The organism is Luteimonas yindakuii (genome assembly GCF_004803715.2).
GTDB lineage: Bacteria > Pseudomonadota > Gammaproteobacteria > Xanthomonadales > Xanthomonadaceae > Luteimonas > Luteimonas yindakuii.
This window is the reverse complement of sequence record NZ_CP039383.2, coordinates 1627110-1652062: the sequence shown is the minus strand read 5'-3', so window position 1 is coordinate 1652062 and position 24953 is coordinate 1627110. Positions and strand designations below refer to the sequence as shown.

Annotated in this window: 17 protein-coding genes and 2 tRNA genes; 9 read left to right on the top strand and 10 right to left on the bottom strand. The window is 67.4% G+C overall.

From position 1 onward, the window contains the following. Nucleotides 1-32 precede the first annotated feature (32 nt). The 3 genes from lysS (at nt 33) to E5843_RS07525 (ending at nt 4911) form a co-directional block, all read left to right on the top strand. A complete protein-coding gene (lysS, locus tag E5843_RS07535) occupies nt 33-1565 on the top strand; it encodes a lysine--tRNA ligase (RefSeq protein ID WP_136412292.1) in 1533 nt (510 codons plus the stop codon). A 102-nt stretch (nt 1566-1667) separates the two neighbouring features. Continuing rightward, nucleotides 1668-2744, top strand: coding sequence for an HD domain-containing phosphohydrolase (locus E5843_RS07530; RefSeq protein WP_425478411.1), 1077 nt, complete (start codon nt 1668-1670; stop codon nt 2742-2744). Nucleotides 2745-2748: 4 nt separating this feature from the next. Continuing rightward, on the top strand, nt 2749-4911 hold the full coding sequence (locus tag E5843_RS07525; protein WP_134673413.1) for a response regulator: 2163 nt from the start codon (nt 2749-2751) through the stop codon (nt 4909-4911). A 10-nt stretch (nt 4912-4921) separates the two neighbouring features. Here the strand turns inward: E5843_RS07525 and E5843_RS07520 are convergent, their stop codons facing one another. Both E5843_RS07520 and E5843_RS07515 read right to left on the bottom strand, forming a co-directional pair. Continuing rightward, nucleotides 4922-5791, bottom strand: coding sequence for a crotonase/enoyl-CoA hydratase family protein (locus E5843_RS07520; protein ID WP_425478410.1), 870 nt, complete (start codon nt 5789-5791; stop codon nt 4922-4924). Between the two features lie 317 nt (nt 5792-6108). Next, a complete protein-coding gene (locus tag E5843_RS07515; protein WP_134673411.1) occupies nt 6109-7791 on the bottom strand; it encodes a long-chain fatty acid--CoA ligase in 1683 nt (560 codons plus the stop codon). Between the two features lie 215 nt (nt 7792-8006). On the opposite strand from E5843_RS07515, the gene E5843_RS07510 reads away from it, so the two are divergent. Further along, nucleotides 8007-8426 carry a nuclear transport factor 2 family protein gene (locus tag E5843_RS07510; RefSeq protein ID WP_137311793.1) on the top strand — a complete coding sequence of 140 codons (420 nt, stop codon included), beginning with the start codon at nt 8007-8009 and terminating at the stop codon, nt 8424-8426. A gap of 246 nt (nt 8427-8672) precedes the next feature. Here the strand turns inward: E5843_RS07510 and acnA are convergent, their stop codons facing one another. After that, nucleotides 8673-11438: an aconitate hydratase AcnA gene (gene acnA, locus E5843_RS07505; RefSeq protein WP_134673409.1), complete on the bottom strand. Its 2766-nt coding sequence runs from the start codon at nt 11436-11438 to the stop codon at nt 8673-8675. A 160-nt stretch (nt 11439-11598) separates the two neighbouring features. On the opposite strand from acnA, the gene E5843_RS07500 reads away from it, so the two are divergent. From E5843_RS07500 to acnB, 3 genes are all read left to right on the top strand, one after another. Next, entirely contained in the window at nt 11599-11853 is a 255-nt protein-coding gene (locus E5843_RS07500) for an AbrB/MazE/SpoVT family DNA-binding domain-containing protein (protein WP_134674632.1), read from the top strand. Continuing rightward, the gene (locus tag E5843_RS07495) at nt 11850-12254 is read left to right on the top strand and encodes a type II toxin-antitoxin system VapC family toxin (RefSeq protein ID WP_134673408.1); all 405 of its coding nucleotides are present in this window, start codon (nt 11850-11852) and stop codon (nt 12252-12254) included. The genes E5843_RS07500 and E5843_RS07495 overlap by 4 nt, the downstream gene beginning before the upstream one ends. A gap of 68 nt (nt 12255-12322) precedes the next feature. After that, the gene (acnB, locus tag E5843_RS07490) at nt 12323-14914 is read left to right on the top strand and encodes a bifunctional aconitate hydratase 2/2-methylisocitrate dehydratase (protein ID WP_134673407.1); all 2592 of its coding nucleotides are present in this window, start codon (nt 12323-12325) and stop codon (nt 14912-14914) included. Between the two features lie 579 nt (nt 14915-15493). Here acnB and ppsA read toward each other — a convergent pair. Continuing rightward, on the bottom strand, nt 15494-17869 hold the full coding sequence (ppsA, locus tag E5843_RS07485; RefSeq protein ID WP_136412289.1) for a phosphoenolpyruvate synthase: 2376 nt from the start codon (nt 17867-17869) through the stop codon (nt 15494-15496). Between the two features lie 95 nt (nt 17870-17964). Here ppsA and ppsR point away from each other — a divergent pair, with 95 nt between their 5' ends. Together ppsR and E5843_RS07475 are read left to right on the top strand one after the other, a co-directional pair. Next, a complete protein-coding gene (gene ppsR, locus E5843_RS07480) occupies nt 17965-18804 on the top strand; it encodes a posphoenolpyruvate synthetase regulatory kinase/phosphorylase PpsR (RefSeq protein WP_134673405.1) in 840 nt (279 codons plus the stop codon). A 115-nt stretch (nt 18805-18919) separates the two neighbouring features. Next, nucleotides 18920-19396 (top strand): DUF1249 domain-containing protein, encoded by a 477-nt coding sequence (locus tag E5843_RS07475; protein WP_425480712.1) that lies wholly within the window; start codon nt 18920-18922, stop codon nt 19394-19396. A gap of 18 nt (nt 19397-19414) precedes the next feature. Here E5843_RS07475 and E5843_RS07470 read toward each other — a convergent pair whose 3' ends face one another. The 6 genes from E5843_RS07470 to E5843_RS07445 all read right to left on the bottom strand — a co-directional run bounded on the left by E5843_RS07470 (nt 19415) and on the right by E5843_RS07445 (nt 24652). Continuing rightward, nucleotides 19415-20083 (bottom strand): SAM-dependent methyltransferase, encoded by a 669-nt coding sequence (locus E5843_RS07470; protein ID WP_134673403.1) that lies wholly within the window; start codon nt 20081-20083, stop codon nt 19415-19417. Further along, nucleotides 20080-21441 carry an APC family permease gene (locus E5843_RS07465; RefSeq protein ID WP_141065858.1) on the bottom strand — a complete coding sequence of 454 codons (1362 nt, stop codon included), beginning with the start codon at nt 21439-21441 and terminating at the stop codon, nt 20080-20082. Before E5843_RS07465 ends, E5843_RS07470 begins: the two co-directional genes overlap by 4 nt. A 144-nt stretch (nt 21442-21585) precedes the next feature. Beyond that, a tRNA-Glu gene (locus E5843_RS07460) sits at nt 21586-21661 on the bottom strand. Between the two features lie 43 nt (nt 21662-21704). After that, nucleotides 21705-21780: transfer RNA gene (locus E5843_RS07455), tRNA-Ala, on the bottom strand. Nucleotides 21781-21890: 110 nt separating this feature from the next. After that, complete coding sequence (locus E5843_RS07450) at nt 21891-24257, bottom strand: heavy metal translocating P-type ATPase (RefSeq protein ID WP_136412288.1); 2367 nt, start codon at nt 24255-24257, stop codon at nt 21891-21893. Then, nucleotides 24254-24652 carry a heavy metal-responsive transcriptional regulator gene (locus E5843_RS07445; protein WP_136412287.1) on the bottom strand — a complete coding sequence of 133 codons (399 nt, stop codon included), beginning with the start codon at nt 24650-24652 and terminating at the stop codon, nt 24254-24256. The genes E5843_RS07450 and E5843_RS07445 overlap by 4 nt, the downstream gene beginning before the upstream one ends. Nucleotides 24653-24953 lie beyond the last annotated feature (301 nt).

The following is a 24953-nucleotide window of genomic DNA, read 5'->3' as shown; positions in this document are numbered from 1 at the left end:
ATCCGCGGACAGCTCTCCGGAACGTTTCCACGATGACCGAGCCCACGCACGACACCGCGGCGCATGCCGACGAACACCACCTGATCGCCGAGCGGCGGGCCAAGCTGGCCGCGCTGCGCGCACAGGGCGTGGCATTCCCGAACGATTTCCGGCGCGTGGATTACGCCGGCGACCTCCAGTCCGAGTTCGCCGACGCCGAGGCCTGGGGCGCGGAATCGCTGGAGGCATCGCCCCGGCGCGTGGCGATGGCCGGCCGGCTGATGGCCAAGCGGGTGATGGGCAAGGCCAGCTTCGCCCAGATCATGGACGAGTCCGGGCGCATCCAGCTGTTCCTGCAGTCGAATGCACTGGGCGACGCCTACGACGCGTTCAAGTCGTTCGATGTTGGCGACATCGTCGCCGTCGAGGGTGGACTGACGCGCACGCGCACCGGTGAGCTCTCGGTCAAGGCGACCTCGCTGCGCCTGCTGGTCAAGTCGCTGCGCCCGTTGCCGGACAAGTGGCATGGCCTGAGCGACGTCGAACAGCGCTACCGCCAGCGGTATGTGGATCTGGTGGTCACTCCGGAAGCGCGCGAGGTCTTCGTCAAGCGCAGCCGGATCATCCGCGCGATCCGCGCATGGCTCGACGAGCGCCGGTTCCTCGAAGTGGAAACGCCGATGATGCATTACATCCCCGGCGGCGCCACTGCAAAGCCCTTCGTGACCCACCACAACGCGCTGGACCTCGAGCTTTATCTGCGCGTCGCGCCGGAGCTCTATCTGAAGCGCCTGGTGGTCGGCGGGCTGGAACGCGTGTACGAGATCAACCGCAACTTCCGCAACGAAGGCGTGTCGACCCGCCACAACCCCGAATTCACCATGCTCGAGCTCTACGAGGCCTACGCCACGTACGACGAGGTCATGGACCTGACCGAGGCGCTGATCCGCGACACCGCGCGCGGCGTACTCGGCACCACCACGGTGGAGTGGGAGGGCGCGACGATCGACCTCGAGCCCGCGTTCCGCCGCTGGCGCATGGACGAGGCGGTGCGCCACCACAACCCCGACATCTCCGCCGCCGACTGCACCGACCGCGACGCACTGCTGCGCCACTGCGAGCGGCTGAAGATCCGCGTCAGGCCGTCGTGGGGCTGGGGCAAGCTGCTGCTGGAGATCTTCGAGGCGACGGTGGAGCACACGCTGGTGCAGCCGACCTTCATCACCGACCACCCGGTCGAGGTGTCGCCACTGGCACGCGCCAGCGACACCGAGCCGGGCTATACCGACCGCTTCGAGCTGTTCGTCAACGGCAAGGAACTGGCCAACGGCTTCTCCGAGCTCAACGACCCCGAAGACCAGGCCGCGCGCTTCCAGGCGCAGCTGGCGGCCAAGGAAGGCGGCGACGACGAGGCGATGCACTACGATGCCGACTACATCCGCGCGCTTGAATACGGCATGGCGCCCACCGGCGGGCTGGGCGTCGGCATCGACCGGCTGGTGATGCTGCTGACCGGAGCCCACTCGATCCGTGACGTACTGCTGTTTCCCTACATGCGCCCCGAGGGCGGCGACGGTCGCGGCTGAACCCCGCCTCAAGTCGGCTGTGACCGGGCCGACAACGGCAATGAACAGGACTTGCGCCGCGCGCCGCCGGGCAGCCACCATGGGGCACCGAACGGGCCCGGCCTGCCAGGAGCGGATGTGAATATCGTCATCGTCGACGACCAGACCTCGGCCCGCACCATGTTGCGGCATATCCTCGAAGACATCGGCCCCGAGCTCGATGTCCGGGATTTCGGTGATCCCCAGATCGCCCTGCAGTGGTGCCAGGACAACCGTCCGGACCTGCTGCTGCTCGACTACCGCATGCCCGGCATCGACGGCCTCGAGTTCGCTCGGCGTTTCCGCAAGCCACTGCTGCATCGGGATGTCCCGATCGTGCTGGTGACCGTGGTCGGCGACGAGCCGATCCGGCAGGCCGCGCTCGATGCCGGCGTGATCGACTTCCTGGTCAAGCCGGTGCGCCCGCGCGAGCTGCGCGCACGGTGCCGCAACCTGTTGCAGCTGCGCCAGCACGCGCAGTCGGTGAAACAGCGTGCGCTGTCGCTGGAGCAGCGATTGCTGGCGACCATGAACGAGGTGGAGGAGCGCGAGCGCGAGACCCTGACCCGGCTTGCCCGGGCCATCGCCTACCGTGACTCGGGAACCAGCGCCAATCTTGAACGCGTCGCCCACCTGTCCGGGCTGATCGCCGAGGAACTCGGGCTGTTCGAGGACGAGGTGCGGATGATCGAACTCGCCGCACCGCTGCACGACATCGGCAAGATCGCGATTCCGGATGCGCTGCTGCTCAAGCCCGGGGCGCTGACGCCCGAAGAGACCGCGGTCATGCAGCGCCACCCGCAGCTGGGCTACGACCTGCTGGCCGGCAGCCAGAACCGTTTCATCCAGCTCAGCGCGAAGATCGCGCTCAGCCACCAGGAGCGCTGGGACGGCAGCGGCTATCCCGATGGCCTGTCCGGCGAGGCGATTCCGTTGGAAGCCAGGATCGTGGCGATCGCGGACGTCTTCGACGCGTTGATCTCGGAACGTCCGTACAAGCGTGCATGGAGCCTGCAGGAAGCAATGGATTATCTGCGCGACAACCGGGGCATCCTGTTCGACCCACGCTGTGTCGACGCGCTGTTGCGCTACGAGGCGCAGCTGCCGGAGATCATCCACCGGTTCGGCCGGCCCTCGCGTCCGGGACCGCACCTGCAGTAACGCCATGAACGCATACGGCTCATGGATCAGGGCGCGCCTGTCCGGTCGACCGGACAGCGAACACAAGCAGGTGATGGTGCGCATCGTCATCACCGCGCTGTTCTCGGCCTACCTGGGCTGGCAGGTCCGCGGTGGGCAGAGCGATCCGGCGCTGGTCCTGACCTGGCTGATCCTTCTCGGCGAGCTCGTCGTCTCGCTGGGGCTGCTGGGGGCGATGCTGGTGCATCCCGGCGTGTCCCATGTGCGCCGCTGGATCGGCATGTTCGCCGACTATTTCGCCCTTGGCGGGGTCATGTACCTGCAGGGGGAAACGGCGTCGCCGCTGTATGCGGTGTACCTGTGGGTGACGATCGGCAACGGCCTGCGCTACGGCCCTGGTTATCTCTACTCCGCTACCGTCATGGCGGTAGCGTCGTTCTTCGCGGTGATCCGGTTCACGCCCTACTGGATCGACAATCCCATGCTGTCCTGGGGATTGCTGGTGGGCGTGGGCGCGGTCCCGCTGTACTTCGGCTCGCTGCTGCGCGCCCTCACTGCCGCCATCGAGGACGCGCGCAAGGCCAACGAGGCCAAGAGCCGCTTCCTCGCCAACATGAGCCATGAGTTCCGCACCCCGCTCAACGGCCTGTCGGGCATGTCGGAACTGCTGGCGACCACCCGCCTGGATCCCGAACAGCGCGAGTACCTCAATACGATCCAGGCGTCGACGCGCTCGCTGCTGGCGCTGGTCGAGGATGTGCTCGACATCTCCGCCATCGAGGCCGGCAAGCTCAAGCTCGCCTCGGAGAAGTTCTCGCTGCGCGAACTGGTGGACAGCATCGGCTACATGCTCGAGCCCGACGCGCGCGCCAAGGGGCTGGCCTATGTGGTCGAGATCGCGCCCGATGTTCCGCCGCACCTGGTCGGGGACATGCCGCAACTGCGGCAGGTGCTGGTGAACCTGGTCAACAACGCGATCAAGTTCACCGACGAAGGCCATGTGCGCGTCGACATCACGCCGGTGACCACACGGACCACTGCGGGGCGGGTGATGATCCGCTTCACCGTCTCGGACTCCGGCATCGGCATCGCGACCCCGGTGCGCGCCAAGCTCTTCGAGGCCTTCGAGCAGGCCGATACCAGCCTCTCGCGCCGCCACGGCGGCACGGGCCTCGGCACCACGATCGCCAAGGGCCTGACCGAGGCGATGGGCGGCATCATCGGCTTCGAAAGCCGCGAAGGCGTCGGCAGCCGGTTCTGGGTGGAGTTGCCCTTCGAGCTGCCCCAGGCCGTGGTCGGCCCGGTGCATGAGCCGCATGGTCCGCCGACGGAGGTGGAAAACGTGATCGCCTTCAGCGATCCGTTCCTGCGCCATCGTGCACGCGTGGCGTCGATGCGGATCCTGATCGCCGACGACCATGCCGCCAACCGCCTCGTGCTGCAGAGCCTGCTACGCAAGGCCGGGCATCGCGTGGTCGAAGTGGAGGATGGCGACCAGGCGCTGTCCGCGCTGGAGGTGACCGATTACGACGTGGTCATCGTCGACCTGCACATGCCCGAGGTGACGGGACTGGACATGCTGCGGCAGCTGCGCGTGATGCAGGCCGGCAGCACGCGCACGCCGGTGATCATCCTCAGTGCGGATGTCACCCCGGAGTCGATCCGCGCCTGCACCGAGGCCGGGGCGCGCGCGTTCCTGGCCAAGCCGGTGGTGGCGTCGCGGCTGCTCGACGCACTCGCGGCGATCGCCAGTGGCGAGCAGACGCCGGTGGACACCTCGGCGACCGCACGCCAGTCGCTGGCGGCGCCCGGCGATGTGCTCGACACCGGCGTACTCGACGAGATCGCCGCGCTGGGCATGGGGCAGGCGTTCGAGACCAAGTTCATCGGCCAATGCGTCGCCGACGCCGAACGCGCACTCGAGCAGTTCCGCGACGCCGGCGAGGCCGGCGCCTGGGACCAGCTGCGCGACCATGCCCATGCGCTCAAGGGCGTGGCCAGCAACGTGGGCATGGTTCGCGTGGCCGGGCTGAGTGGCGACGTCATGCGCCTTGCCGATTGGCAGATGGCACCGGAATGGCGGCAACGCCTGACCCGGCTGGAAGCTGCGCTGGAGCAGGGCAGGTCCGCGCTCGCGGCACGCGGCCGCATGGTCGCGCCCCGCGAAGGGGACAGCAACACTCCCTGAGTCCCCGCCATCAGGCGGTCGCAACGCCGGCATCGCCATGGCGGCGATACTGGGCGCGCACCAGTCGTTCCATCGTGCGCAGGGATTTCTCGCCCAGCCGCAGGGCGGTATCCACCCAGACCTCGGTGATCGTCATCATCTCTTCGATGGTCACCGGCTGGTGCATGGCGCGCACACGGTGCATCGCCGCACGCGCGTGCGGGATCCGCCGGTTGCTGCGGATGACGTCTTCCACCGCGCGCACGCCTTCGCCGCGGGGCGCCAGCACGTCGACCAGACCCATGCGGTACAGCTGCTCGGCGGGGTAGACATTGCCGTCGAGCATGAGCTTCTCCGCCTGGTGCGGTGGGATGCGCTTGCACAGGAACGAATACGCGCCCATGCCGGGGAAGAGGTCGAACAGGACTTCGGGCAGGCCCATCATCGCGCCTTCCTCGGCGACGATGGTGTGGCAGCTCAGCGCGGCTTCGAAACCGCCGCCCAGGGCATCGCCCTGCACCAGCGCGATGGTGTGCGCGCCCGCGCCCAGGCCATCGTGGAACGCGTGGACACCAAGCACGCACTGGCGCGCGTACGACAGCAACGTCGCGCGGTCGCCGGCACGGATGGCCCGGCAGAACAGCTCCAGGTCGCCGCCCAGGTTGAACGCATCCGAGTCAGATGCCAGCACGACATGGGCGATGCCGTCGGGATCGCCGTTGCGGCGCAGGCGGTCGCCGAGGATCTGCTGGTGGTTGAGGATCTCCGAAACGAGGCCGGGCCTGAAACAGGCCCGGCCGGTGGCACCCTGGTTGTGCATGTAGAACCAGTGGACGCCGCGCTCGGCATCGTCCGCCACGCGCAGCATGTTGAAGCGGCTGGCGATCTGCAGGGACTCGATATTGTTCATTGTGTGTATTCCTGTGGGCGTGGAAGAGAAGGGCTGACGAATCGGGTGCCGGTGTGCAGGCAATGTGAATGCACCGATCGGCCTCTCTATGCTCTCAAAAACCACAAACTGCAAGCACGCGCGGCGGCCCGGCGCGGGGCCCGGGCACGCACATGCAGCGCACCGGAAGGTGGTGCAATCGCTGGTCCGTGACCATCCGCCATGCAGGCTGCGAGCGCCCTCGTCGCGTGGCCGATCGAGCCCGGCCAAAAAGAAAGCGCCCGTCATCGACGGGCGCTTTCTGCGGTCTGGCGTGTGTGGAACGGAGGTCAGCTGGCCGGTGTCGGCTGCTCTTCCTTCAGCTCACGGCGCAGGATCTTGCCGACGTTGGTCTTGGGCAGCTCGGTGCGGAATTCCACCTGGCGCGGCTGCTTGTAGCCGGTGAGGTATTCGCGTGCGTGCGTCTTGATCTGGTCCGCGGTGAGTGCCGGATCCTTCTTGACCACGAACACCTTGACCACTTCACCGGAGCGTTCGTCGGGCACGCCCACCGCTGCGACTTCGAGTACACCCGGCATCATCGCGATCACGTCTTCGACTTCGTTGGGATACACGTTGAAGCCGGACACCAGGATCATGTCCTTCTTGCGGTCGACGATGTAGAAGAAGCCCTTCTCGTCCATCTTCGCCATGTCGCCGGTATGCAGCCAGCCTTCGGCGTCGATCGTCCTGGCGGTTTCATCGGGGCGCTGCCAGTAACCGGCCATCACCTGCGGGCCGCGGATGCAGAGTTCGCCCACCTCGCCGGCCGGCAGCATCGCGCCGTCCTCGCCCTTGACGCATGCGTCGGTGGACGGGATCGGCAGGCCGATCGAGCCGTTGTAATCCTTCAGGTCCATCGGGTTGATGCACGCCGCCGGCGCGGTCTCGGTCAGGCCGTAGGCTTCCACGAGGGTGACGCCGGTGGCCTTCTTCCAGCGCTCGGCGACCGAGCGCTGCACCGCCATGCCGCCGCCGAGGGTCAGGCGCAGGCTGGAGAAGTCGACCTCCTCGAAGCCGGGGGTGTTGAGCAGACCGTTGAACAGCGTGTTGACGCCGGTGATCGCGGTGAAGGGCTCGCGCTTGAGTTCCTTGACGAAGCCGGGCATGTCGCGCGGGTTGGTGATCAGGATGTTCTTGGCGCCGAACTTCATGAAGACCAGGCCGTTCGCCGTCAACGCGAAGATGTGGTACAGCGGCAGCGCGGTGATGATGACTTCCTTGCCGGGCGTGGCCAGCGCATCGACCCATGCACTGGCCTGCTGCATGTTCGCCACCATGTTGCGGTGGGTCAGCATCGCGCCCTTGGCCACGCCGGTGGTGCCGCCGGTGTACTGCAGGAAGGCGATGTCGGTCGGGTCGATCTGGACGTCCGGAAGTGCGTGGCGCTTGCCCATGGCCAGCACGTCTCGGAAGCGCACGGCGCCCTGGATGTTGTAGTCGGGCACCATCTTCTTGACGTGGCGAAGCACAAAATTGACGATCGCGCCCTTCATGCCCAGCAGGTCGCCGAGGCCGCTGGTGATGACATGGCGGATCGCGGTGCCGGCGAGCGACTTCTCGACCGTGGAGCCGAAGTTGTCGAGCACGAGGATGGCGACGGCGCCGGAGTCGACCATCTGGTGCTTGAGTTCGCGCACCGTGTACATGGGATTGACGTTGACCACCGTCAGCCCCGCACGCAGGACGCCGAACGTGGCGATCGGATACTGCAGGCAGTTGGGCATCATGATCGCGACGCGATCACCGCGCTTGAGCTTCAGCTCGCCGAGCAGGTAGGCGGCGAACTGCCGGCTGGCCTCGTCGATCTCGGCATAGGTCATGACCTTGCCCATGTTCGAGAAGGCAGGGCGGTCGCGGAAGTTCGCGATGGCACCCTCGAGGACGGCGGGAACGGACCTGAACTCGTCAACGTCGATTTCCGCGGGCACGCCGGCGGGGTACTGCGCCAGCCAAGGCCGGTCGTGGGTCATGCGTTCCTCTCCCTGTTCCGATCGGACGGGTCAGACGGCCATCGGCAGCCTGCCCGCGTGTGTATTTCTTCTCCGGTCGATTTCAGCACACGCACTCCACCCCGGCAAGGCGGCGTGATGATCGGCATGTGCCGATATCCTGCGATCCCGCACTGATCAGGTACCGATCGATGACATTCGCGCTGCAACGCACAAATGCTGTTCCCGTGTGGTCGATGGTCGTCGCGCTCTGCGCCATCCTCGTCGCGGGCGGTTGTGCGCGCACGCCACCCGAAGCGGCGCTGCGCGAAGCGGTGGCGGCGATGGAGGCCGCGATCGATGCGCGCGACGCCCGAGCATTCGTCCGCCACCTGGACCACGAGTTCATCGGCCCCGGCGGCATGGATCGCGACGGTGCCCGCCGCACGGCTGCGCTGTACTTCCTGCAGCACACGAACATCGGCCTGGTGCCGGGTCCGTTGTCGATCGACCTGCATGACACCCGTGCGCAGGTGTCGTTCACCGCCGCGGTCACCGGCGGCAACAGCAGGTTGCTGCCCGAACGTGGCCAGGTCTACGAGGTGCGCAGCGGCTGGCGATTGCGCGATGACGAGTGGCGCATGACCAGCATCGAGTGGACGCCGAAGCTGCGCTGACCGTCATCGCCCTCATCCGCCCTGCGGGCACCTTCTCCGTGCACGGGAGAAGGGAAGGCCGGGCTTCCGCCCGTTCCAGCCGTGGCGTCGCTCAGCGACGCGCCGCCAGCTGGCGCAGGACGTAATGCAACAGGCCGCCATGGTGGGGGAGGGCGCGCGGCTGCGAGGCACCGCCTCGCGTGCGCCGGAACGCCCTCGCGCTGTGCGCGAGGGCCGGGCTTCCGCCCGTTCCAGTCGTGGTGTCGCTCAGCGACGCGCCGCCAGCTGGCGCAGGACGTAGTGCAACAGGCCGCCATGGCGGAAGTACTCCACTTCCTTCGGCGTCAGCAGCAGCACGTGGACTTGGAAGCTGACCTGGCTTCCGTCCTTGCGGGTGGCCGTGACGGTGGCCAGCTTCGCGCGGCCGTCGTCGAGGCCGGTGATGTCGATTGTTTCCGAGCCGTCGAGGCCATGGGTCAGCGCGCTCTCGCCCTGGCGGAACTGCAGCGGCAGCACGCCCATGCCGACGAGGTTGGAGCGGTGGATGCGCTCGAAGCTGCGCGCCACCACGGCCTTGACCCCGAGCAGGTTGGTGCCCTTGGCCGCCCAGTCGCGTGACGAACCGGTGCCGTATTCCTCGCCTGCGAACACCACCAGCGGCATGCCCTCGGCCTTGTAGCGCATCGCCGCGTCGTAGATCGCCATCTTCTGCGGTTCGCCGCCGTCGCGCGGGAAGTACAGCGTGTTGCCGCCTTCCTCGCCGCCGAACATCAGGTTCTTGATGCGGATGTTGGCGAAGGTGCCACGCACCATGACGTCGTCGTTGCCGCGCCGGCTGCCATAGCTGTTGAAGTCGGCAGGCTGCACGCCGCGCTCCTGCAGGAAGCGCCCGGCCGGCGAGTCCTGCTTGATGCTGCCGGCAGGCGAGATATGGTCAGTGGTGATGGAATCGCCGAACAGGCCCATCACCCGCGCACCGTGGATATCGGCAATGTTGCCGACGTCCATGGTCATGCCGTCGAAGTACGGCGGGTTCTTGATGTAGGTCGAGGCCTCGTCCCAGGCATAGAGCTCGCTGTCGGGCGACTCCATCGAGTTCCAGCGGGTGTCGCCCTTGAACACGTCGGCGTAGTTCCGCGCGAACAGTTCCGGCCCGACCGTCTCGGCGATCATGTCGCCGATTTCCTTGTTGCTCGGCCAGATGTCGCGCAGGTAGACGTCGTTGCCGTCCTGGTCTTGGCCCAGTGGCTCGGTGGTGAGGTCGATGTCGACGGTGCCGGCGATCGCATAGGCCACCACCAGCGGCGGCGAGGCGAGATAGTTCATCTTCACCTCGGCGTGGATGCGGCCCTCGAAGTTGCGGTTGCCGGAGAGCACCGCGGCCACCGCAAGGTCGTTTTCGGCGACGCCCTTCGACACCGCTTCCGGCAGCGGGCCGGAGTTGCCGATGCAGGTGGTGCAGCCGTAGCCGACCACGTAGAAGCCGAGCTTCTCCAGGTCGTCCATCACGCCGGCCTTCTTCAGGTAGTCGGTGACCACCAGCGAACCCGGCCCGAGCGAGGTCTTCACCCACGGCGCTGCCTTCAGGCCCCTGGCGACCGCGTTGCGGGCCAGCAGGCCGGCACCGAGCATCACCGCCGGGTTGGAGGTGTTTGTGCACGAAGTGATCGCCGCGATCACCACCGAGCCGTCGGTCAGCTCGTGGTTGCAGCCGTCCATGCAGATCGTCGAGACCGGACGCTCGGGCTTGGCCGCCAGCCGGTCGGCCTGGGGCTGGCCGCCGCCTTCCTTCTCGAAGCGGTTGACCTGCCAGTCGCGCGATTTTTCGCGCTGCGCGGTCAGCGGGCCGACGTTCTCGTTGAAGTTGTGCTTCATGTCCTCCAGCAGCACGCGGTCCTGCGGGCGCCTGGGGCCGGCAAGCGAAGGCTTCACCGAGCCCATGTCGAGCTCGAGCACGGCGGAATACGTCGGCTCCTGCTGCCCGGGCTCGTGCCACAGGCCCTGTGCGCGGCAGTAGGCCTCGACCAGCGCGATCTGCTCCTCGCTGCGTCCGGACAGGCGCAGGTAGCGCAGTGCCTCGGCATCGACCGGGAACATGCCGCAGGTGGCGCCGTACTCCGGTGCCATGTTGCCGATGGTGGCGCGGTCGGCCAGCGGCAGGTGCTGCAGGCCGCTGCCGAAGAACTCGACGAACTTGCCCACCACGCCGTGGCTGCGCAGCATCTGGGTGACCGTCAGCACCAGATCGGTGGCGGTGGCGCCTTCGGGCAGCCTGCCGGTCAGCTTGAAGCCGACCACCTGCGGAATCAGCATCGACGAGGGCTGGCCGAGCATGGCCGCCTCCGCCTCGATGCCGCCGACGCCCCAGCCGAGCACGCCGATGCCGTTGATCATCGTGGTATGCGAGTCGGTGCCGAAGACGGTGTCGGGGAAGGCCCACAGCTCGCCATCCACCTCGCGCTCCATCACCACCCGGGCGAGGTTCTCGAGGTTCACCTGGTGGACGATGCCGGTGTTGGGCGGCACCACCTTGAAGTTCTGGAATGCGTTCTGGCCCCAGCGCAGGAAGCCGTAACGCTCCTTGTTGCGTTCGAACTCGATGCGGCCGTTGAGGTCGAGCGCATCCGGGCGCCCGAACACGTCCACCTGCACCGAGTGGTCGATGACCAGCTCCGACGGGATCAGCGGATTGATCTGCTCCGGGCGTCCGCCCAGGCGCGCGACCGCATCGCGCATCGCGGCGAGGTCGACTACGCAGGGCACGCCGGTGAAGTCCTGCAGCACCACGCGCGCCGGCATGAACGCGATTTCGGTATCCGCCTCCGCGGCGGGGTTCCAGCGCGCGACCGCTTCGATGTGCTCGGGCGTGACAGAGACGCCGTCCTCCTGCCGGAGCAGGTTCTCCAGCAGGATCTTCATCGAGTAGGGCAGGGCGGCAATGTCGAAGCGTTCCCCGAGCCTGGGCAGGCTGGCGTACGCGTATGTCTTGCCGTTGACCTCGAGCTGGTCGCGGGTGGAGAAGGAATCGGCCATGGCTGGGCTCCTGTGCGGATGGCGTGGCGGGTCGGCTGGCCTGCCAGTCTACGGATCGATGTGTCAGCGGCAGGTCTTCAGTATGCGGCCGCAGGTATGCATTGCAAGGTATGTATACTATCCGCGTACTCAGGCCGGGCCCGGATGGGCGGGAGTCATGATGGAAGCCACTGTTGCCGAACGCGGGCAGATCACCCTGCCCAAGGCCGTGCGTGATGCGCTGGGGCTGACCAAGGGCACCATCCTCAAGGTCGAGCTCGAAGGCGGGCGCATCATCCTGCGCAAGAGCGTGGACGACGCGGTATCGCGGGCCCGCGGCCGCTTCCGCCTCGACGGCTTCGGCACCACGGAGGAAGCGGTGCAGGCCCTGCGCGGCCGCAGCCGGGCCGCCAACCCGGATCCGGGCAGCGAATGATCGCCATCGACTCCTCGGTGCTCGTCGACCTGCTGGCCGACGGGCCGCTCGCCGATGCCGCCGAAGCCAGCCTGCGCCGGTGCCTGAGCATCGGGCCGGTGGTGGTCTGCGACGTGGTGCTTGCCGAGGTGTGCAGCGCACTCAAGGACGGGGCCGAGGCCGTGACCGTGCTGGAGGAAATGGGCGTGCGCTTCAATGCCATCGAAGCCAAGTCCGCGTTGCGGGCCGGCGAGATGCAGCGCCGCCATCGCCAGCGCGGCGGCGAACCCGGGCGCTCGGTGTCCGACTTCATGATCGGTGCGCACGCGCTGTTGCAGTGCGACGGGCTGATCACCCGCGACAACCAGTTCTACCGCGACTACTTCAAGGGCCTGAAGCTGATCGTGCCCACGGTCGAATGACCACACGGCCCGGTCCACGACCGCGGCCTGCCATCCATCTGTCCACGCACCACCGGAGTCCCCGCAAGATGTTGGAAGCCTATCGCCACCACGTGGCCGAACGCGCTGCGCTCGGCATCCCGCCGCTGCCGCTGACCCCACAGCAGACGGCCGATGTCATCGAGCTGTTGAAGAACCCGCCGGTGGGGGAGGGGCAGTTCCTGCTCGACCTGATCACCCATCGCGTGCCTGCGGGCGTGGACGACGCCGCCAAGGTCAAGGCCTCGTACCTTGCCGCGCTGGCATTCGGCACCGAGACCAATCTGCTGATCAGCCGCGAACGCGCCACCGAACTGCTCGGCACGATGCTGGGCGGCTACAACGTGGCGCCGCTGGTGGAGCTGCTGGACGACGCGCTGGTCGGCACCATCGCCGCCGACGGGCTCAAGAACACGCTGCTGGTCTTCGACGCCTTCCATGACGTGGAAGAGAAGGCCAGGGCGGGCAATGCCAACGCGCAATCGGTGCTGCAGAGCTGGGCCGACGCGGAATGGTTCACCGGCCGACCGGAAGTGCCGCAGTCGCTGACCATCACCGTGTTCAAGGTGCCCGGCGAAACCAATACCGACGACCTGTCGCCGGCGCCCGATGCCACCACGCGCCCGGACATCCCGATGCACGCGCTGGCGATGCTGAAGAACCGTCGTCCGGATGCGCCGTTCGTGCCGGAGGAAGACGGCAGGCGCGGTCCGATCCAGGAGATCCTCTCGCTGAAGGACAAGGGCCACCTGGTCGCCTACGTCGGCGACGTCGTCGGCACGGGTTCCAGCCGCAAGTCGGCGACCAACAGCGTGCTGTGGTGGACCGGCGACGACATCCCCTACATCCCGAACAAGCGTGCCGGCGGAGTCTGCCTGGGCAGCAAGATCGCGCCGATCTTCTACAACACGATGGAAGACGCCGGCGCGCTGCCGATCGAACTCGACGTGTCGCAGATGGCACACGGCGATGTCGTCGAGCTGCGTCCGTACGATGGCAAGGCGCTGAAGAACGGCCAGGTGATTGCCGAGTTCCAGGTCAAGTCCGACGTGCTGTTCGACGAGGTGCGCGCCGGTGGCCGCATCCCGCTGATCATCGGTCGCGGCCTGACCGCCAAGGCGCGCGAGTCGCTGGGCCTGCCGGCGACCACGCTGTTCCGCCTGCCGGTGCAGCCGGCCGACACCGGCCGCGGCTTCTCGCTCGCGCAGAAGATGGTCGGCCGCGCCTGTGGCCTGCCGGAGGGGCAGGGCATGCGCCCGGGCACCTACTGCGAGCCGAGGATGACCTCGGTGGGTTCGCAGGACACCACCGGCCCGATGACGCGCGACGAGCTGAAGGACCTGGCCTGCCTGGGCTTCAGTGCCGACCTGGTGATGCAGTCGTTCTGCCACACCGCGGCGTATCCGAAGCCGGTCGACGTCAGGACCCACCACACGCTGCCCGAGTTCATCTCGACGCGTGGTGGCATTTCGCTGCGTCCGGGCGATGGCGTGATCCACAGCTGGTTGAACCGAATGCTGCTGCCCGACACTGTCGGCACCGGCGGTGATTCGCATACCCGCTTCCCGGTCGGCATTTCCTTCCCGGCCGGGTCGGGCCTGGTTGCCTTCGCCGCCGCCACCGGCGTGATGCCGCTGGACATGCCGGAGTCGGTGCTGGTGCGCTTCAAGGGCGAGATGCAGCCCGGCGTGACCCTGCGCGACCTGGTCAACGCGATCCCGTACTACGCCATCAAGCAGGGTCTGCTGACCGTGGCCAAGCAGGGCAAGAAGAACATCTTCTCCGGCCGCATCCTCGAGATCGAAGGCCTGCCGCAGCTCAAGGTGGAGCAGGCGTTCGAGCTGTCGGACGCGTCGGCCGAGCGTTCCGCGGCCGGCTGCACCGTGCGCCTCGACAAGGCGCCGATCATCGAATACCTCACCAGCAACATCACGCTGCTGAAGTGGATGATCGCGGAAGGTTATGCGGAGGCGCGCTCGCTGGCGCGCCGCATCGCCAAGATGGAGGAGTGGCTGGCGAACCCGCAGCTGCTGGAGCCGGATGCCGACGCCGAGTACGCGGCGGTGATCGAGATCGACCTGGCCGAGGTGCACGAACCGCTGCTGGCCTGCCCGAACGACCCGGACGACGTGAAGTCGCTGTCCGATGTCGCCGGCACCGCGATCGACGAGGTGTTCATCGGGTCGTGCATGACCAACATCGGCCACTTCCGTGCCGCCGCAAAGCTGCTGGAAGGCAAGCGCGACATTCCCACGCGGCTGTGGGTGGCGCCGCCAACCAAGATGGACGCGTCGGAGCTCACGAAGGAAGGCGTGTACGGCACCTTCGGCACCGCCGGTGCACGCATGGAGATGCCGGGCTGCTCGCTGTGCATGGGCAACCAGGCGCAGGTGCGCGAGGGTGCAACGGTGTTCTCGACCTCGACCCGCAACTTCCCGAATCGCCTGGGCCGCAACACCAACGTCTTCCTCGGTTCGGCGGAACTGGCGGCGATCTGCTCGCGCCTGGGCCGCATCCCGACCCGCGAGGAGTACATGGCGGACATCGGCGTGGTCAACGACCACGGCGCCGAGATCTACCGCTACATGAACTTCGACCAGATCGAGGAGTACCGGGAGATCGCGGAGACGGTCGCGGCCTGACGGCGCGCGTGTCTCGTAGAGCAGGACAGAAACGCCCGGCAGTGCCGGGCGTTTCTTTTTGGCTCTTGCTCCCGCTTCGGGGCTGGCATGCAGCCCGTACGCGTGGGTGCCAGTGCGTTACTTCGCCGTGATCCGTGCCGCCCGTCGCGCGCACCGGGGGGTGTGCTCCCCCGGCCGGAGTCCGCGTCCAGCTACCACGGCCGGCCGCCGGCCATCCATGGCCGGCTGGGAGCACACCCCCCGGTGCACGCGACGGGCTCAGGCGTTCGTCGGCTTCGGCACGGAGATCAGGAGTGGTTGCCGGCAGAGTCGCCTGCAACCGGTCAAACATTCCTCCTCGCCGTTGACTTCCATCTTCGCCCCGACGCGACAATAGGTCGGGGCCCCCCGCGGCCGCAGGAGGATGTCCAGAGCCGGCCATGGATGGCCGGCGGCCGGATGTGAGAAGAGGACGCGGGGATATCCGGCTGGGCATCCCCCTGTGGCCGTGGTGGGCCCGGAAGTCACAGAACGCCCCACGCCGGGGAAGAGACAAAAAAAACCGGGGCCCTTTCGGACCCCGGCGTATGCAACGTTCGATCAGCGAGCGGCCTTGATCTTCGCCAGCCGTAGCCAGGTATCGACCACGGTGTCGGGATTGAGGGATACCGACTCGATGCCTTCGTCCATCAGCCACTCGGCAAGGTCGGGATGGTCGCTCGGGCCCTGGCCGCAGATGCCGATGTACTTGCCGCGGCGGCGCGCCGCCTGGATTGCCATCGACAGCACCTTCTTCACTGCCGGATCGCGCTCGTCGAAGAGGTGGGCAACGACCGCCGAATCGCGGTCCAGGCCCAGGGTGAGCTGGGTCATGTCGTTGGAGCCGATCGAGAAACCATCGAACATGTCGAGGAACTCGTCGGCCAGCAGCGCGTTCGACGGCACTTCGCACATCATGATCACCTTCAGGCCGTTCTCGCCCTGCCTGAGGCCGTTCTCCGCCAGAACTTCGAGAACCCGGCGGCCTTCGTCGAGCGTGCGCACGAACGGGATCATCACCCACAGGTTGTCCAGGCCCATGTCCTCGCGCACGCGCTTGACCGCACGGCATTCCAGGGCGAAGGACGGCGCGAACGACGGGTCGACGTAGCGGCTGGCGCCACGGAAGCCGATCATCGGGTTCTCCTCGTGCGGCTCGTACTGCTGGCCGCCGAGCAGGTTCGCGTACTCGTTCGACTTGAAGTCCGACATCCGCACGATCACCGGGTTCGGTGCCACCGAAGCGGTCAGCGTGGCGATACCTTCGGCCAGGCGGTCGACGTAGAACGACACCGGATCGGCGTAACCCGCGATGCGCGCATCGATGGCCTGCTTGGTCTTGGCATCCTGACGGTCGTATTCGAGCAGCGCACGCGGATGCACGCCGATGTGGCTGGCGATGATCATTTCCAGCCGCGCCAGGCCGATGCCGGCGTTCGGCAGCTGGCCGAAGTCGAACGCGCGCTCCGGGTTGGCCACGTTCATCATGATCTTCAGCGGCGCTTCCGGCATCGAGGACAGGTCGGTCGTGGTGCGCTCGAACGACAGCTCGCCCTCGTAGATGAAGCCGGTATCGCCCTCGGCGCAGCTCACCGTGACGATCTGGCCGTCCTTGATGGTGTCCAGCGCGTTGCCGGTGCCGACCACGGCGGGCACGCCCAGTTCACGCGCGATGATCGCCGCGTGGCAGGTGCGGCCACCACGGTTGGTGACGATCGCCGCGGAGCGCTTCATCACCGGCTCCCAGTCCGGATCGGTCATGTCGGCCACCAGCACGTCGCCGGGCTGTACCCGGCTCATGTCGGCGAGCGAACGCACCACGCGGGCGACACCGCTGCCGATCTTCTGGCCGATCGCGCGGCCTTCGGTGACCACGGGGCCACGATCGCCCAGCGTGTAGCGCTCGATCTGCGTGGCCTTGCCGCGCGACTTCACCGTCTCCGGGCGCGCCTGCACGATGTACAGCCTGCCGCTGACGCCGTCCTTGGCCCACTCGATGTCCATCGGACGCTCGTAGTGCTGCTCGATGGTGAGCGCCTGGCGCGCGAGTTCCTGCACGTCCTCGTCGCTGATCGAGAACTTCGAGCGCAGCTCTGCCGGGGTGTCCTCGTTGCGTACGCGCTCGCCGGGCTGGTCGGAATAGACCATGCGGATCTGCTTGGCACCGAGCGAGCGGCGCAGGATCGCCGGCTTGCCCTGTCGCAGCGTGGGCTTGTAGACGTAGAACTCGTCCGGATTCACCGCGCCCTGCACGACGTTCTCGCCGAGGCCATAGCTCGATGTGATGAACACCACGTCGCGGAAGCCCGATTCGGTGTCGAGGGTGAACAGCACGCCGGACGAACCGACGTCCGAACGCACCATCAGTTGCACGCCGGCGGACAGGAACACGTCCTCGTGCTTGAAGCCGTGGTGCACGCGGTAGGCGATGGCACGGTCGTTGTAGAGGCTGGCGAAGACTTCCTTGACCTTGACCACGACGTCGTCGGCGCCGGTCACGTTGAGGAAGGTTTCCTGCTGGCCGGCGAACGATGCGTCGGGCAGGTCTTCGGCGGTGGCCGAGGAGCGCACCGCGACCGCCACTTCGCCGCCGCCGTTGTCGGCGCACAGCTTCGCGTAGGCGTCGCGGATGTCCTGCTCGAGGCCGGGCTGCAGCGGTGCATCGATCACCCAGCCGCGGATCTCGGTGCCTGCTGCGGTCAGCGCGGTGACGTCCTCGACGTCCAGCGCGCCGAGGCGGTCGAAGATGCGCTGGTGGAGGTCGTTGTGGGCGATGAAGTCCTTGAACGCGTCGGCCGTGGTGGCGTAGCCGCCCGGCACCGAAACGCCGAGCTGGGCCAGGTTGCCGATCATCTCGCCAAGCGAGGAATTCTTGCCACCGACCTGGGCGAGGTCGCCGAGACGAAGATCGTGCAACCAGAGGATATTGGCGCTCAAGGGAGGCTCTCCATGGGGTTTTTTGGACAAGCGCGCGGGACGCGGCCCGGCGAAGACGCTATTTTAGCCCCCGCGATCATTGGTGCGGAGTAAAAATGCCCGACGAGACCAACCATTCCCCGGTGCGGCCGGTGTTCTACGTGTCCGACGGCACCGGGATCACCGCCGAGACCATCGGCCACAGCCTGCTGACGCAGTTCGTCGGCTTCCGTTTCGTCACCGACCGCATTCCCTTCGTCGACAGCGTGGAAAAGGCCCGGCAGACAGTGGCCGAAGTGATGCGGGCAGGGGAACAGCACGGCTATCGGCCGATCGTGGTCAGCTCGTGCGTGGATGCATCGATCAACGCGGTGCTCGCCGAAAGCGGTGCGCTGATCCTCGACGTGTTCGCGCCCTTCATCGCGCCGATGGAGGTGGAACTGGGCGTGGCGCGCGAATCCCGGGTCGGGCGTGCGCACGGCATGGTGGATTTCGACACCTACCACCGGCGCATCAACGCGATGAATTTCGCGCTCGCCCACGATGACGGCATCGCCCTCAACTACGACGAGGCCGACGTGATCCTGGTGGCGGTATCGCGCGCGGGCAAGACGCCGACCTGCGTCTACCTGGCGCTGCATTACGGCATCCGCGCGGCGAACTATCCGCTCACCGAAGAGGACCTGGAATCGGACCGCCTGCCACCGCGGTTGCGTCCGTACCGGTCCAAGCTCTACGGGCTCACCATCGATCCGCAGCGGCTGCACCAGATCCGCCAGGAGCGGCGGCCCAATTCGCACTACGCGAAGCTCGAGACCTGCCGCAGCGAAGTCGCCGCTGCCGAGACGATGCTGCGGATGGAGCGGATCCCGATCCTCAGCACGACGCATGCATCGATCGAGGAGATCTCCAGCCGCATCCTCGAGGACCTCGACATCAATCGCGAAATGTTCTGACGCGGGCCTGCACGCGCAGCTTCCTGAACCCGATGAACCGCGGGCACGGGCAACGGCGCGGAGCCAGGCGCACGCGCGCGGGCCGGGCGTGTAGGATCAGGACATGTCCCGGTTGATGCTCCGCCAGCCCCGCATTCCCCGTCTCGGCCGCCTCGGTTGGCTGATGGGTCTGTACGCCGAGAACCACCAGCGCCTGGTGCGGCTGTTCGAGCCGGGCGGCCTTGCGGTCGGGAGCTACCTCTCGACGATCGGCGATGGCCTGGACGTGCATCTCGACGTGCTCGACCAGCATCGCTACACCACCGAGCTGCGGCTGTCGTACGGCCTGGTCGATCCGGTCACCGGCGAACCCGATCCTTCGGCCTACCTGCGCCTGTACCGCGACGCACGCCAGGTCGAGGCGACGCACTGCTACGTCGGTCGGCGCTGGCAGGACGTCATCGGCATGTTCCCGCCACCGGCCGAGGTCATCGGCCACCGCATGCGGATGAACACCTTCCTCGGAAAATGGCTGCAGTACCTGGCCGAGCGCGGCCACGGGGTGGCCACGCTGCTGCCGGCCGGCGAAGCGGAACCGCTCGCCGAAGCCTGAGGGCAGGCTACGGGCGCCTCAGCGTTCGGGCACCGTCCACAGATAGATCATGCTGCTGTCGCCCACCGCGCGGGTTTCTTCGGGTTCCCACTCGTTGGCCATGTCGAACGCGTGGCTGACGATGCGGGTGCCGGGCTTGAGTTCGCTCAGCAGCTTCGGCCGCAGGCGCACGTTGAGGCTCTGCAGCAGGTACAGCGTGACCACGGTGGCCTCGCTGATGTCGGCCTCGAACAGGTCCTCTTCGCGGAAGCTCACGAGGTCGGTGACGCCGGCCTTTTCCGCATTGGCTTTGGCCTCGCGGATGCGCACCGGGTTGATGTCGATGCCGACGGCGCGGATGCCGTGCTTCTGCGCCGCGGTGACCGGAATCCGGCCATCGCCGGAACCGAGGTCGTAGAGCACGTCGTTCGAGTTCACTCCGGCAAGCTCAAGCATCGCGTCCACCACCGGCTGCGGGGTCGGCACATAGATCACGTCCGGCTCGCGGCTGGGCTTCGGGATGTCGACTTCGGCGTAGGGGGAGGGCGGTTCGGTGGCCGCGCTGACCGCCTGCATGTCGACCGCATCGGACGTGGTCGCCGCCGTGCCCTGGCTTGCGGCGCGTTCCGATGGGGCTGCCTCGTCCGCGCAGGCCGACAGCAGGGGCAGGCACAGCAGCAGACCGGCGAATGTCTTCGGGAAGCTCATGGCGACTCCTGGGTGCGGGTGGACGGTTCGAGGAACAGCAGCAGCACCCCGCCCAGCGCCAGTACGCCGACGCCGACGAGTGCGCCCATGCCTGTATACGCCAGACTGGAGTACAGCAGGCAGGCGCTGGTGGCGCAGAACAGCAGTGGCAGCGCCGGATACAGCGGCACGCGGAAGGGGCGCGGGCGCTCGGGATCGCGCCGGCGCAGCACGAACAGCGACACCCCGACCAGCAGGAAGAACAGCCAGAAGACCGGCGCGGTGTATTCCACCGCGGTGCGGAAGCCGTCGAGCGCGGTGGCCGCAAGGCCGACCAGCAGCAGCGACAACCCGCCCTGCGCGAGCATCGCGGCGCGCGGCGTTCCACGCCGCTGGTCCCAGCGGCCGATGAAACCCAGTGCCGGGAAGTCGCGGCCGACGGCGTACACGCTGCGTGCGCCGGTGATCATGGTGGCGTTGGCCGAGGTCAGGGCAGCGGCGACCACGATCGCGCTCATCAGCGTCGAGCCGGTGGATCCGAATGCCGCGCGCGCCACGTCGGCAGCGACCGCGTCCGAGGCCGCCATGCCGTCGAGTCCGAGCACGCGCAGGTAGGCAAGGTTCACCAGCAGGTAAAGCGCCGCGATCGCGATCAGGCTGAGGATCAGGATGCGCGGCATCCAGCGGCGTGCATCGCGCACTTCGGCGGTGATGTACACCGCCTCGTTCCAGCCGCCATAGGTCAGCAGCACGAACACCAGCACCAGCCCGAGCGAGCTGCCATCGGCGCCGCTTTCAATGCGCGTGGTGGCCGCCACCGGCGCGAACAGCAATCCCGCCACGATGATCAGCAGCACGCCTGCGATCTCCACCGCGGTCAGCGCGTTCTGCACCGCGGTGCCCTGGCGCACGCCCCACCAGTTGAGCGCGGTCAGCACGATGACCGTAGCCGCGGCATAGATGGACGAGGACCATGCGCCGAGGTCGTACAACTGCTGCATGTAGTCGCCGATGACATAGGCCAGCAGCACGATCGAGCCGGTCTGGATGACCGTCAGCCGTGCCCATGCGTAGAGAAAGGCCAGCCGCGCGCCGTAGGCACGACGCAGGTAGGCGTAGTCGCCGCCGGCCTGCGGGTAGGTCGTTGCGAGTTCGGCATAGCACAGGGCGCCCACGATCGAGAGCGCGCCACCGGCGAGCCACGCCATCAACACCATCGTGCCGCTCGACGACGCGCCCGCGACCAGCGACGGCGTGCGGAAGATGCCCGCACCGACCACGATGCCGATGGTGATCGCGAACGCCGCCGCCGGCCCCAGCGACGGGCGGGGAGGGTGTGCGCGTTGGGCGGCGACTGCGCCAGGGACGCTGGGTTGCATGCTGCTCCGGGGTCGGGGGCAACGCGATGCAACCGCAGGGCGCACCGGATGTCGACGACCGATTGGAGCAGGGTGGGGATTCGGAACCCGTTAATCCCCTAAACGAAAAACGCCCGCATTCGCGGGCGTTTCCGTCGTGTCGCTTGGCGTCCCTACGGGGATTCGAACCCCGGTCGCCACCGTGAAAGGGTGGTGTCCTAGGCCTCTAGACGATAGGGACGTGGTACTGCGAACACGTTTGCACCGGCCTGTGGTGCGTACCGTGGTGGAGCCAGGCGGGATCGAACCGCCGACCTCCTGCATGCCATGCAGGCGCTCTCCCAGCTGAGCTATGGCCCCGTTGTGTCGGGAGCGGAATTGTAAGGAGGCACTTCAGGAAGCGCAACAGGTTTTTATGAATTCCGTCCGCGTACGTGTTCTATGCAGCGCGACCGAGGCCTTTGCAAGCATCAGGGCGGATGTCCATCGCGTGCATCCGTCGGCGGTGCGGTTGGGGCTTTCGCACCCAGTCGCAGTGCGTTGCCGACGACCGATACCGAGCTCAGGCTCATCGCCAGCGCCGCCAGCATCGGGCTGAGCAGGATGCCGAACGCAGGGTAGAGCACACCGGCGGCGATGGGCACGCCCACCGCGTTGTAGACGAACGCGAAACCCAGGTTCTGCTTCATGTTGGCCACCGTCGCCTCGGACAGCGCACGCGCGCGGACGATGCCACGCAGGTCGCCCTTGACCAGCGTCACCTGCGCGCTCGACATCGCGACATCGGTGCCGGTGCCCATGGCCACGCCGATATCGGCGGCCGCCAGCGCGGGGGCGTCGTTGATGCCATCGCCGGCCATTGCCACGCGCCGACCCTGCGCCTGCAGCCGCTTGACCAGCGCGACCTTGTCCTGCGGCCGCACCTCGCCATGGACTTCATCGATGCCGAGGCTGCGCGCCACCGCGCGAGCCGTGGTCTCGCCGTCGCCGGTGGCCATCACGATGCGCATTCCGGATTCGCGCAGGGCGGTGATGGCTTCGGCGGTGGTGGCCTTGATCGGGTCGGCCACCGCGATCAATCCGGCCAGTGCACCGTCGACAGCAAGGAACATCACGCTGGCGCCTTCGGCCCGCAGTGCTTCCGCGCGCGACGACAGCGGGGCAGGGTCGATGCCGCCCTCGACCATCAACACGGTGTTGCCGAGTGCGATCGCACGTCCACCCACGTGGCCGCGCACGCCGATTCCCGTCGAAGACTCGAAGCCCTGCACCGCATCCAGTGCAAGTCCACGCGTGCGTGCCTCGGCGACGATCGCCTCGGCCAGCGGATGCTCGCTGCCTTGGTCGATGGTCGCCGCGATGCGCAGCACTTCGTCGCCGGACCATCCGTCATGGGCGACGACCTCGCGGAACGCGGGACGGCCCTCGGTCAGCGTGCCGGTCTTGTCGACGACCAGGGTATCGATGCGGCGGAAGTTCTCGATCGCTTCGGCGTCGCGGAACAGCACGCCGGCCTGTGCGGCGCGGCCGGTGGCGACCATCACCGACATCGGCGTGGCCAGGCCCAGCGCGCAGGGGCAGGCGATGATCAGCACCGAGACCGAGGTGAGGATGGCGTACGTCCACGACGGGTCCGGGCCGAACAGGCCCCAGACGAAGAAGGTCACGACCGCCACCGCGAGGACCGCCAGCACGAACCAGCGTGCGACGGTATCGGCCATGCGCTGCATCGGGGCGCGCGACCGCTGCGCCTGCGCCACCAGCTGCACGATCTGCGCCAGTACCGTGCCCGAGCCGACCTTCTCGGCGCGGATGACCAGACTGCCTGAGGTATTCATCGTTGCGCCGATCACTGCGTCGCCCGGGCCCTTGGCCACCGGGATGGGCTCGCCGGTCAACATGGATTCGTCGACGTTGGAACCGCCTTCGAGCACGCGGCCGTCCACCGGCACCTTCTCGCCCGGGCGCACGCGCAGGCGGTCGCCGACATGCACGTGGGTGAGTTCGATGTCTTCCTCGGTGCCGTCATCGCGCAGGCGCCGCGCGGTCTTCGGTGCCAGGCCGAGCAGGGACCTGATCGCCGACGACGTGCTGTCGCGGGCGCGCAATTCCAGCAGCTGGCCGAGCAGGGTGAGCGAGACGATGACGGCCGCCGCCTCGAAATAGACCCCGACACGGCCATGTTCGCGGAACGAACCGGGAAACAGGCCCGGTGCGACCGTCGCGACCACGCTGTAGGCGAAGGCAGCAGTGACGCCGATGCCGATCAGCGTCCACATGTTGGGGCTGCGGTTGCGGATCGACTGCACGCAGCGGTGCAGGAACGGCCAGCCGGCCCACAGCACCACGGGCGTGGCCAGCACCAGCTCGAGCCAGGTGCGCGTGTCGGCCGACAGCCACGACCAGCGGTGTCCCGCCATCGCCAGCACCATCACCGCAGCGCTGAGCGGCAGCGTCCACCAGAAGCGTCGCCTGAAGTCGGCCAGTTCCGGGCTGGCCGCGTCGTCGAGCGTGGGCATTTCCGGCTCCAGCGCCATGCCGCAGATCGGACACGTGCCGGGCTGGTCCTGGCGGATCTCCGGATCCATCGGGCAGATGTAGATCGTTCCGGCCGGCATGGGATCGGACGCCGCGGCGGCAGACGGCTCCAGAAAACGGACCGGGTCGGCGATGAATCGCTCCCGGCAGCGTGCCGCGCAGAAGTGGTAGCGGATGCCCTGATGTTCGGCATGGTGCGGCGTGCGCTGCGGGTCGACACGCATGCCGCAGACCGGATCGGTGACCCTGCCGTCGTCATCACTGACGTCGCCGTGGGTGCGGTGCTCGTCGCCGGTCATGGGACATCCCCGGTCAACGCACCGACGATCGGGCATTGCCCGATCCGACCTTCGCCGGGGCAGGCATCCACCAGCGCGGCCAATCCACCACGCATGCGCTGCAACTCGGCCAGCTTGCGATCGATGTCCGCGACCTTCTGCAGTGCGGCTTCGCGCACCGCGGCCATGTCCCGGGACGCATGGCTGGACAGTTCCATCAGTTCACGTATTTCGCGAAGACTGAATCCCAGGTCCTTGGCACGTCGAATGAATTCCAGTCGTCCGGTATCCGATTCCGCATACCGGCGGTAGCCGGAAGGTCGCCGCATCGGTGGAGGCAGCAGGCCCTGGGTCTCGTAATACCGGATCGTGTCGACCGGAACACCGGTGCATTTGCTGAGCTGGCCTATCTGCATGGGGACTCCGACGGTCGGGATGGCGAGCCGAGAGTATCGACCCTGGAGGGAGCTCCAGAGTCAAGGGTGGCTGTTCTACAACATAATCGACATTATGCGAAGTGATGGAAGTGGCGACTTGCCCCGCTCGCGGTGCCGTTATGGCCGGAACTTCCCGTGTATTGCGTTCACCGGACGACACAGCCCCTGTCGCGTCTGCTGTGTTTCGCATCCCCGCCGTGGTCTCTTCTAGCCCAGCCATATGATCGATCATCGACCAGCGTGCCAGGCCGCGCGCCGGGGATCACACAAGGAGCCATGC

Bases quoted from the DNA above. Each gene is read 5' to 3' on its own strand.
- E5843_RS07525 (WP_134673413.1), top strand. From the start codon at position 2,749: ATGAACGCATACGGCTCATGGATCAGGGCGCGCCTGTCCGGTCGACCG.
- acnB (WP_134673407.1), top strand. From the start codon at position 12,323: ATGTTGGAAGCCTATCGCCACCACGTGGCCGAACGCGCTGCGCTCGGC.
- E5843_RS07445 (WP_136412287.1), bottom strand. From the start codon at position 24,652: ATGCAGATAGGCCAGCTCAGCAAATGCACCGGTGTTCCGGTCGACACG.
- E5843_RS07470 (WP_134673403.1), bottom strand. From the start codon at position 20,083: ATGAGCTTCCCGAAGACATTCGCCGGTCTGCTGCTGTGCCTGCCCCTG.
- E5843_RS07510 (WP_137311793.1), top strand. From the start codon at position 8,007: ATGGTCGTCGCGCTCTGCGCCATCCTCGTCGCGGGCGGTTGTGCGCGC.
- E5843_RS07465 (WP_141065858.1), bottom strand. From the start codon at position 21,441: ATGCAACCCAGCGTCCCTGGCGCAGTCGCCGCCCAACGCGCACACCCT.
- lysS (WP_136412292.1), top strand. From the start codon at position 33: ATGACCGAGCCCACGCACGACACCGCGGCGCATGCCGACGAACACCAC.
- E5843_RS07495 (WP_134673408.1), top strand. From the start codon at position 11,850: ATGATCGCCATCGACTCCTCGGTGCTCGTCGACCTGCTGGCCGACGGG.
- ppsR (WP_134673405.1), top strand. From the start codon at position 17,965: ATGCCCGACGAGACCAACCATTCCCCGGTGCGGCCGGTGTTCTACGTG.
- E5843_RS07450 (WP_136412288.1), bottom strand. From the start codon at position 24,257: ATGACCGGCGACGAGCACCGCACCCACGGCGACGTCAGTGATGACGAC.
- E5843_RS07475 (WP_425480712.1), top strand. From the start codon at position 18,920: ATGCTCCGCCAGCCCCGCATTCCCCGTCTCGGCCGCCTCGGTTGGCTG.
- E5843_RS07500 (WP_134674632.1), top strand. From the start codon at position 11,599: ATGGAAGCCACTGTTGCCGAACGCGGGCAGATCACCCTGCCCAAGGCC.
- acnA (WP_134673409.1), bottom strand. From the start codon at position 11,438: ATGGCCGATTCCTTCTCCACCCGCGACCAGCTCGAGGTCAACGGCAAG.
- E5843_RS07515 (WP_134673411.1), bottom strand. From the start codon at position 7,791: ATGACCCACGACCGGCCTTGGCTGGCGCAGTACCCCGCCGGCGTGCCC.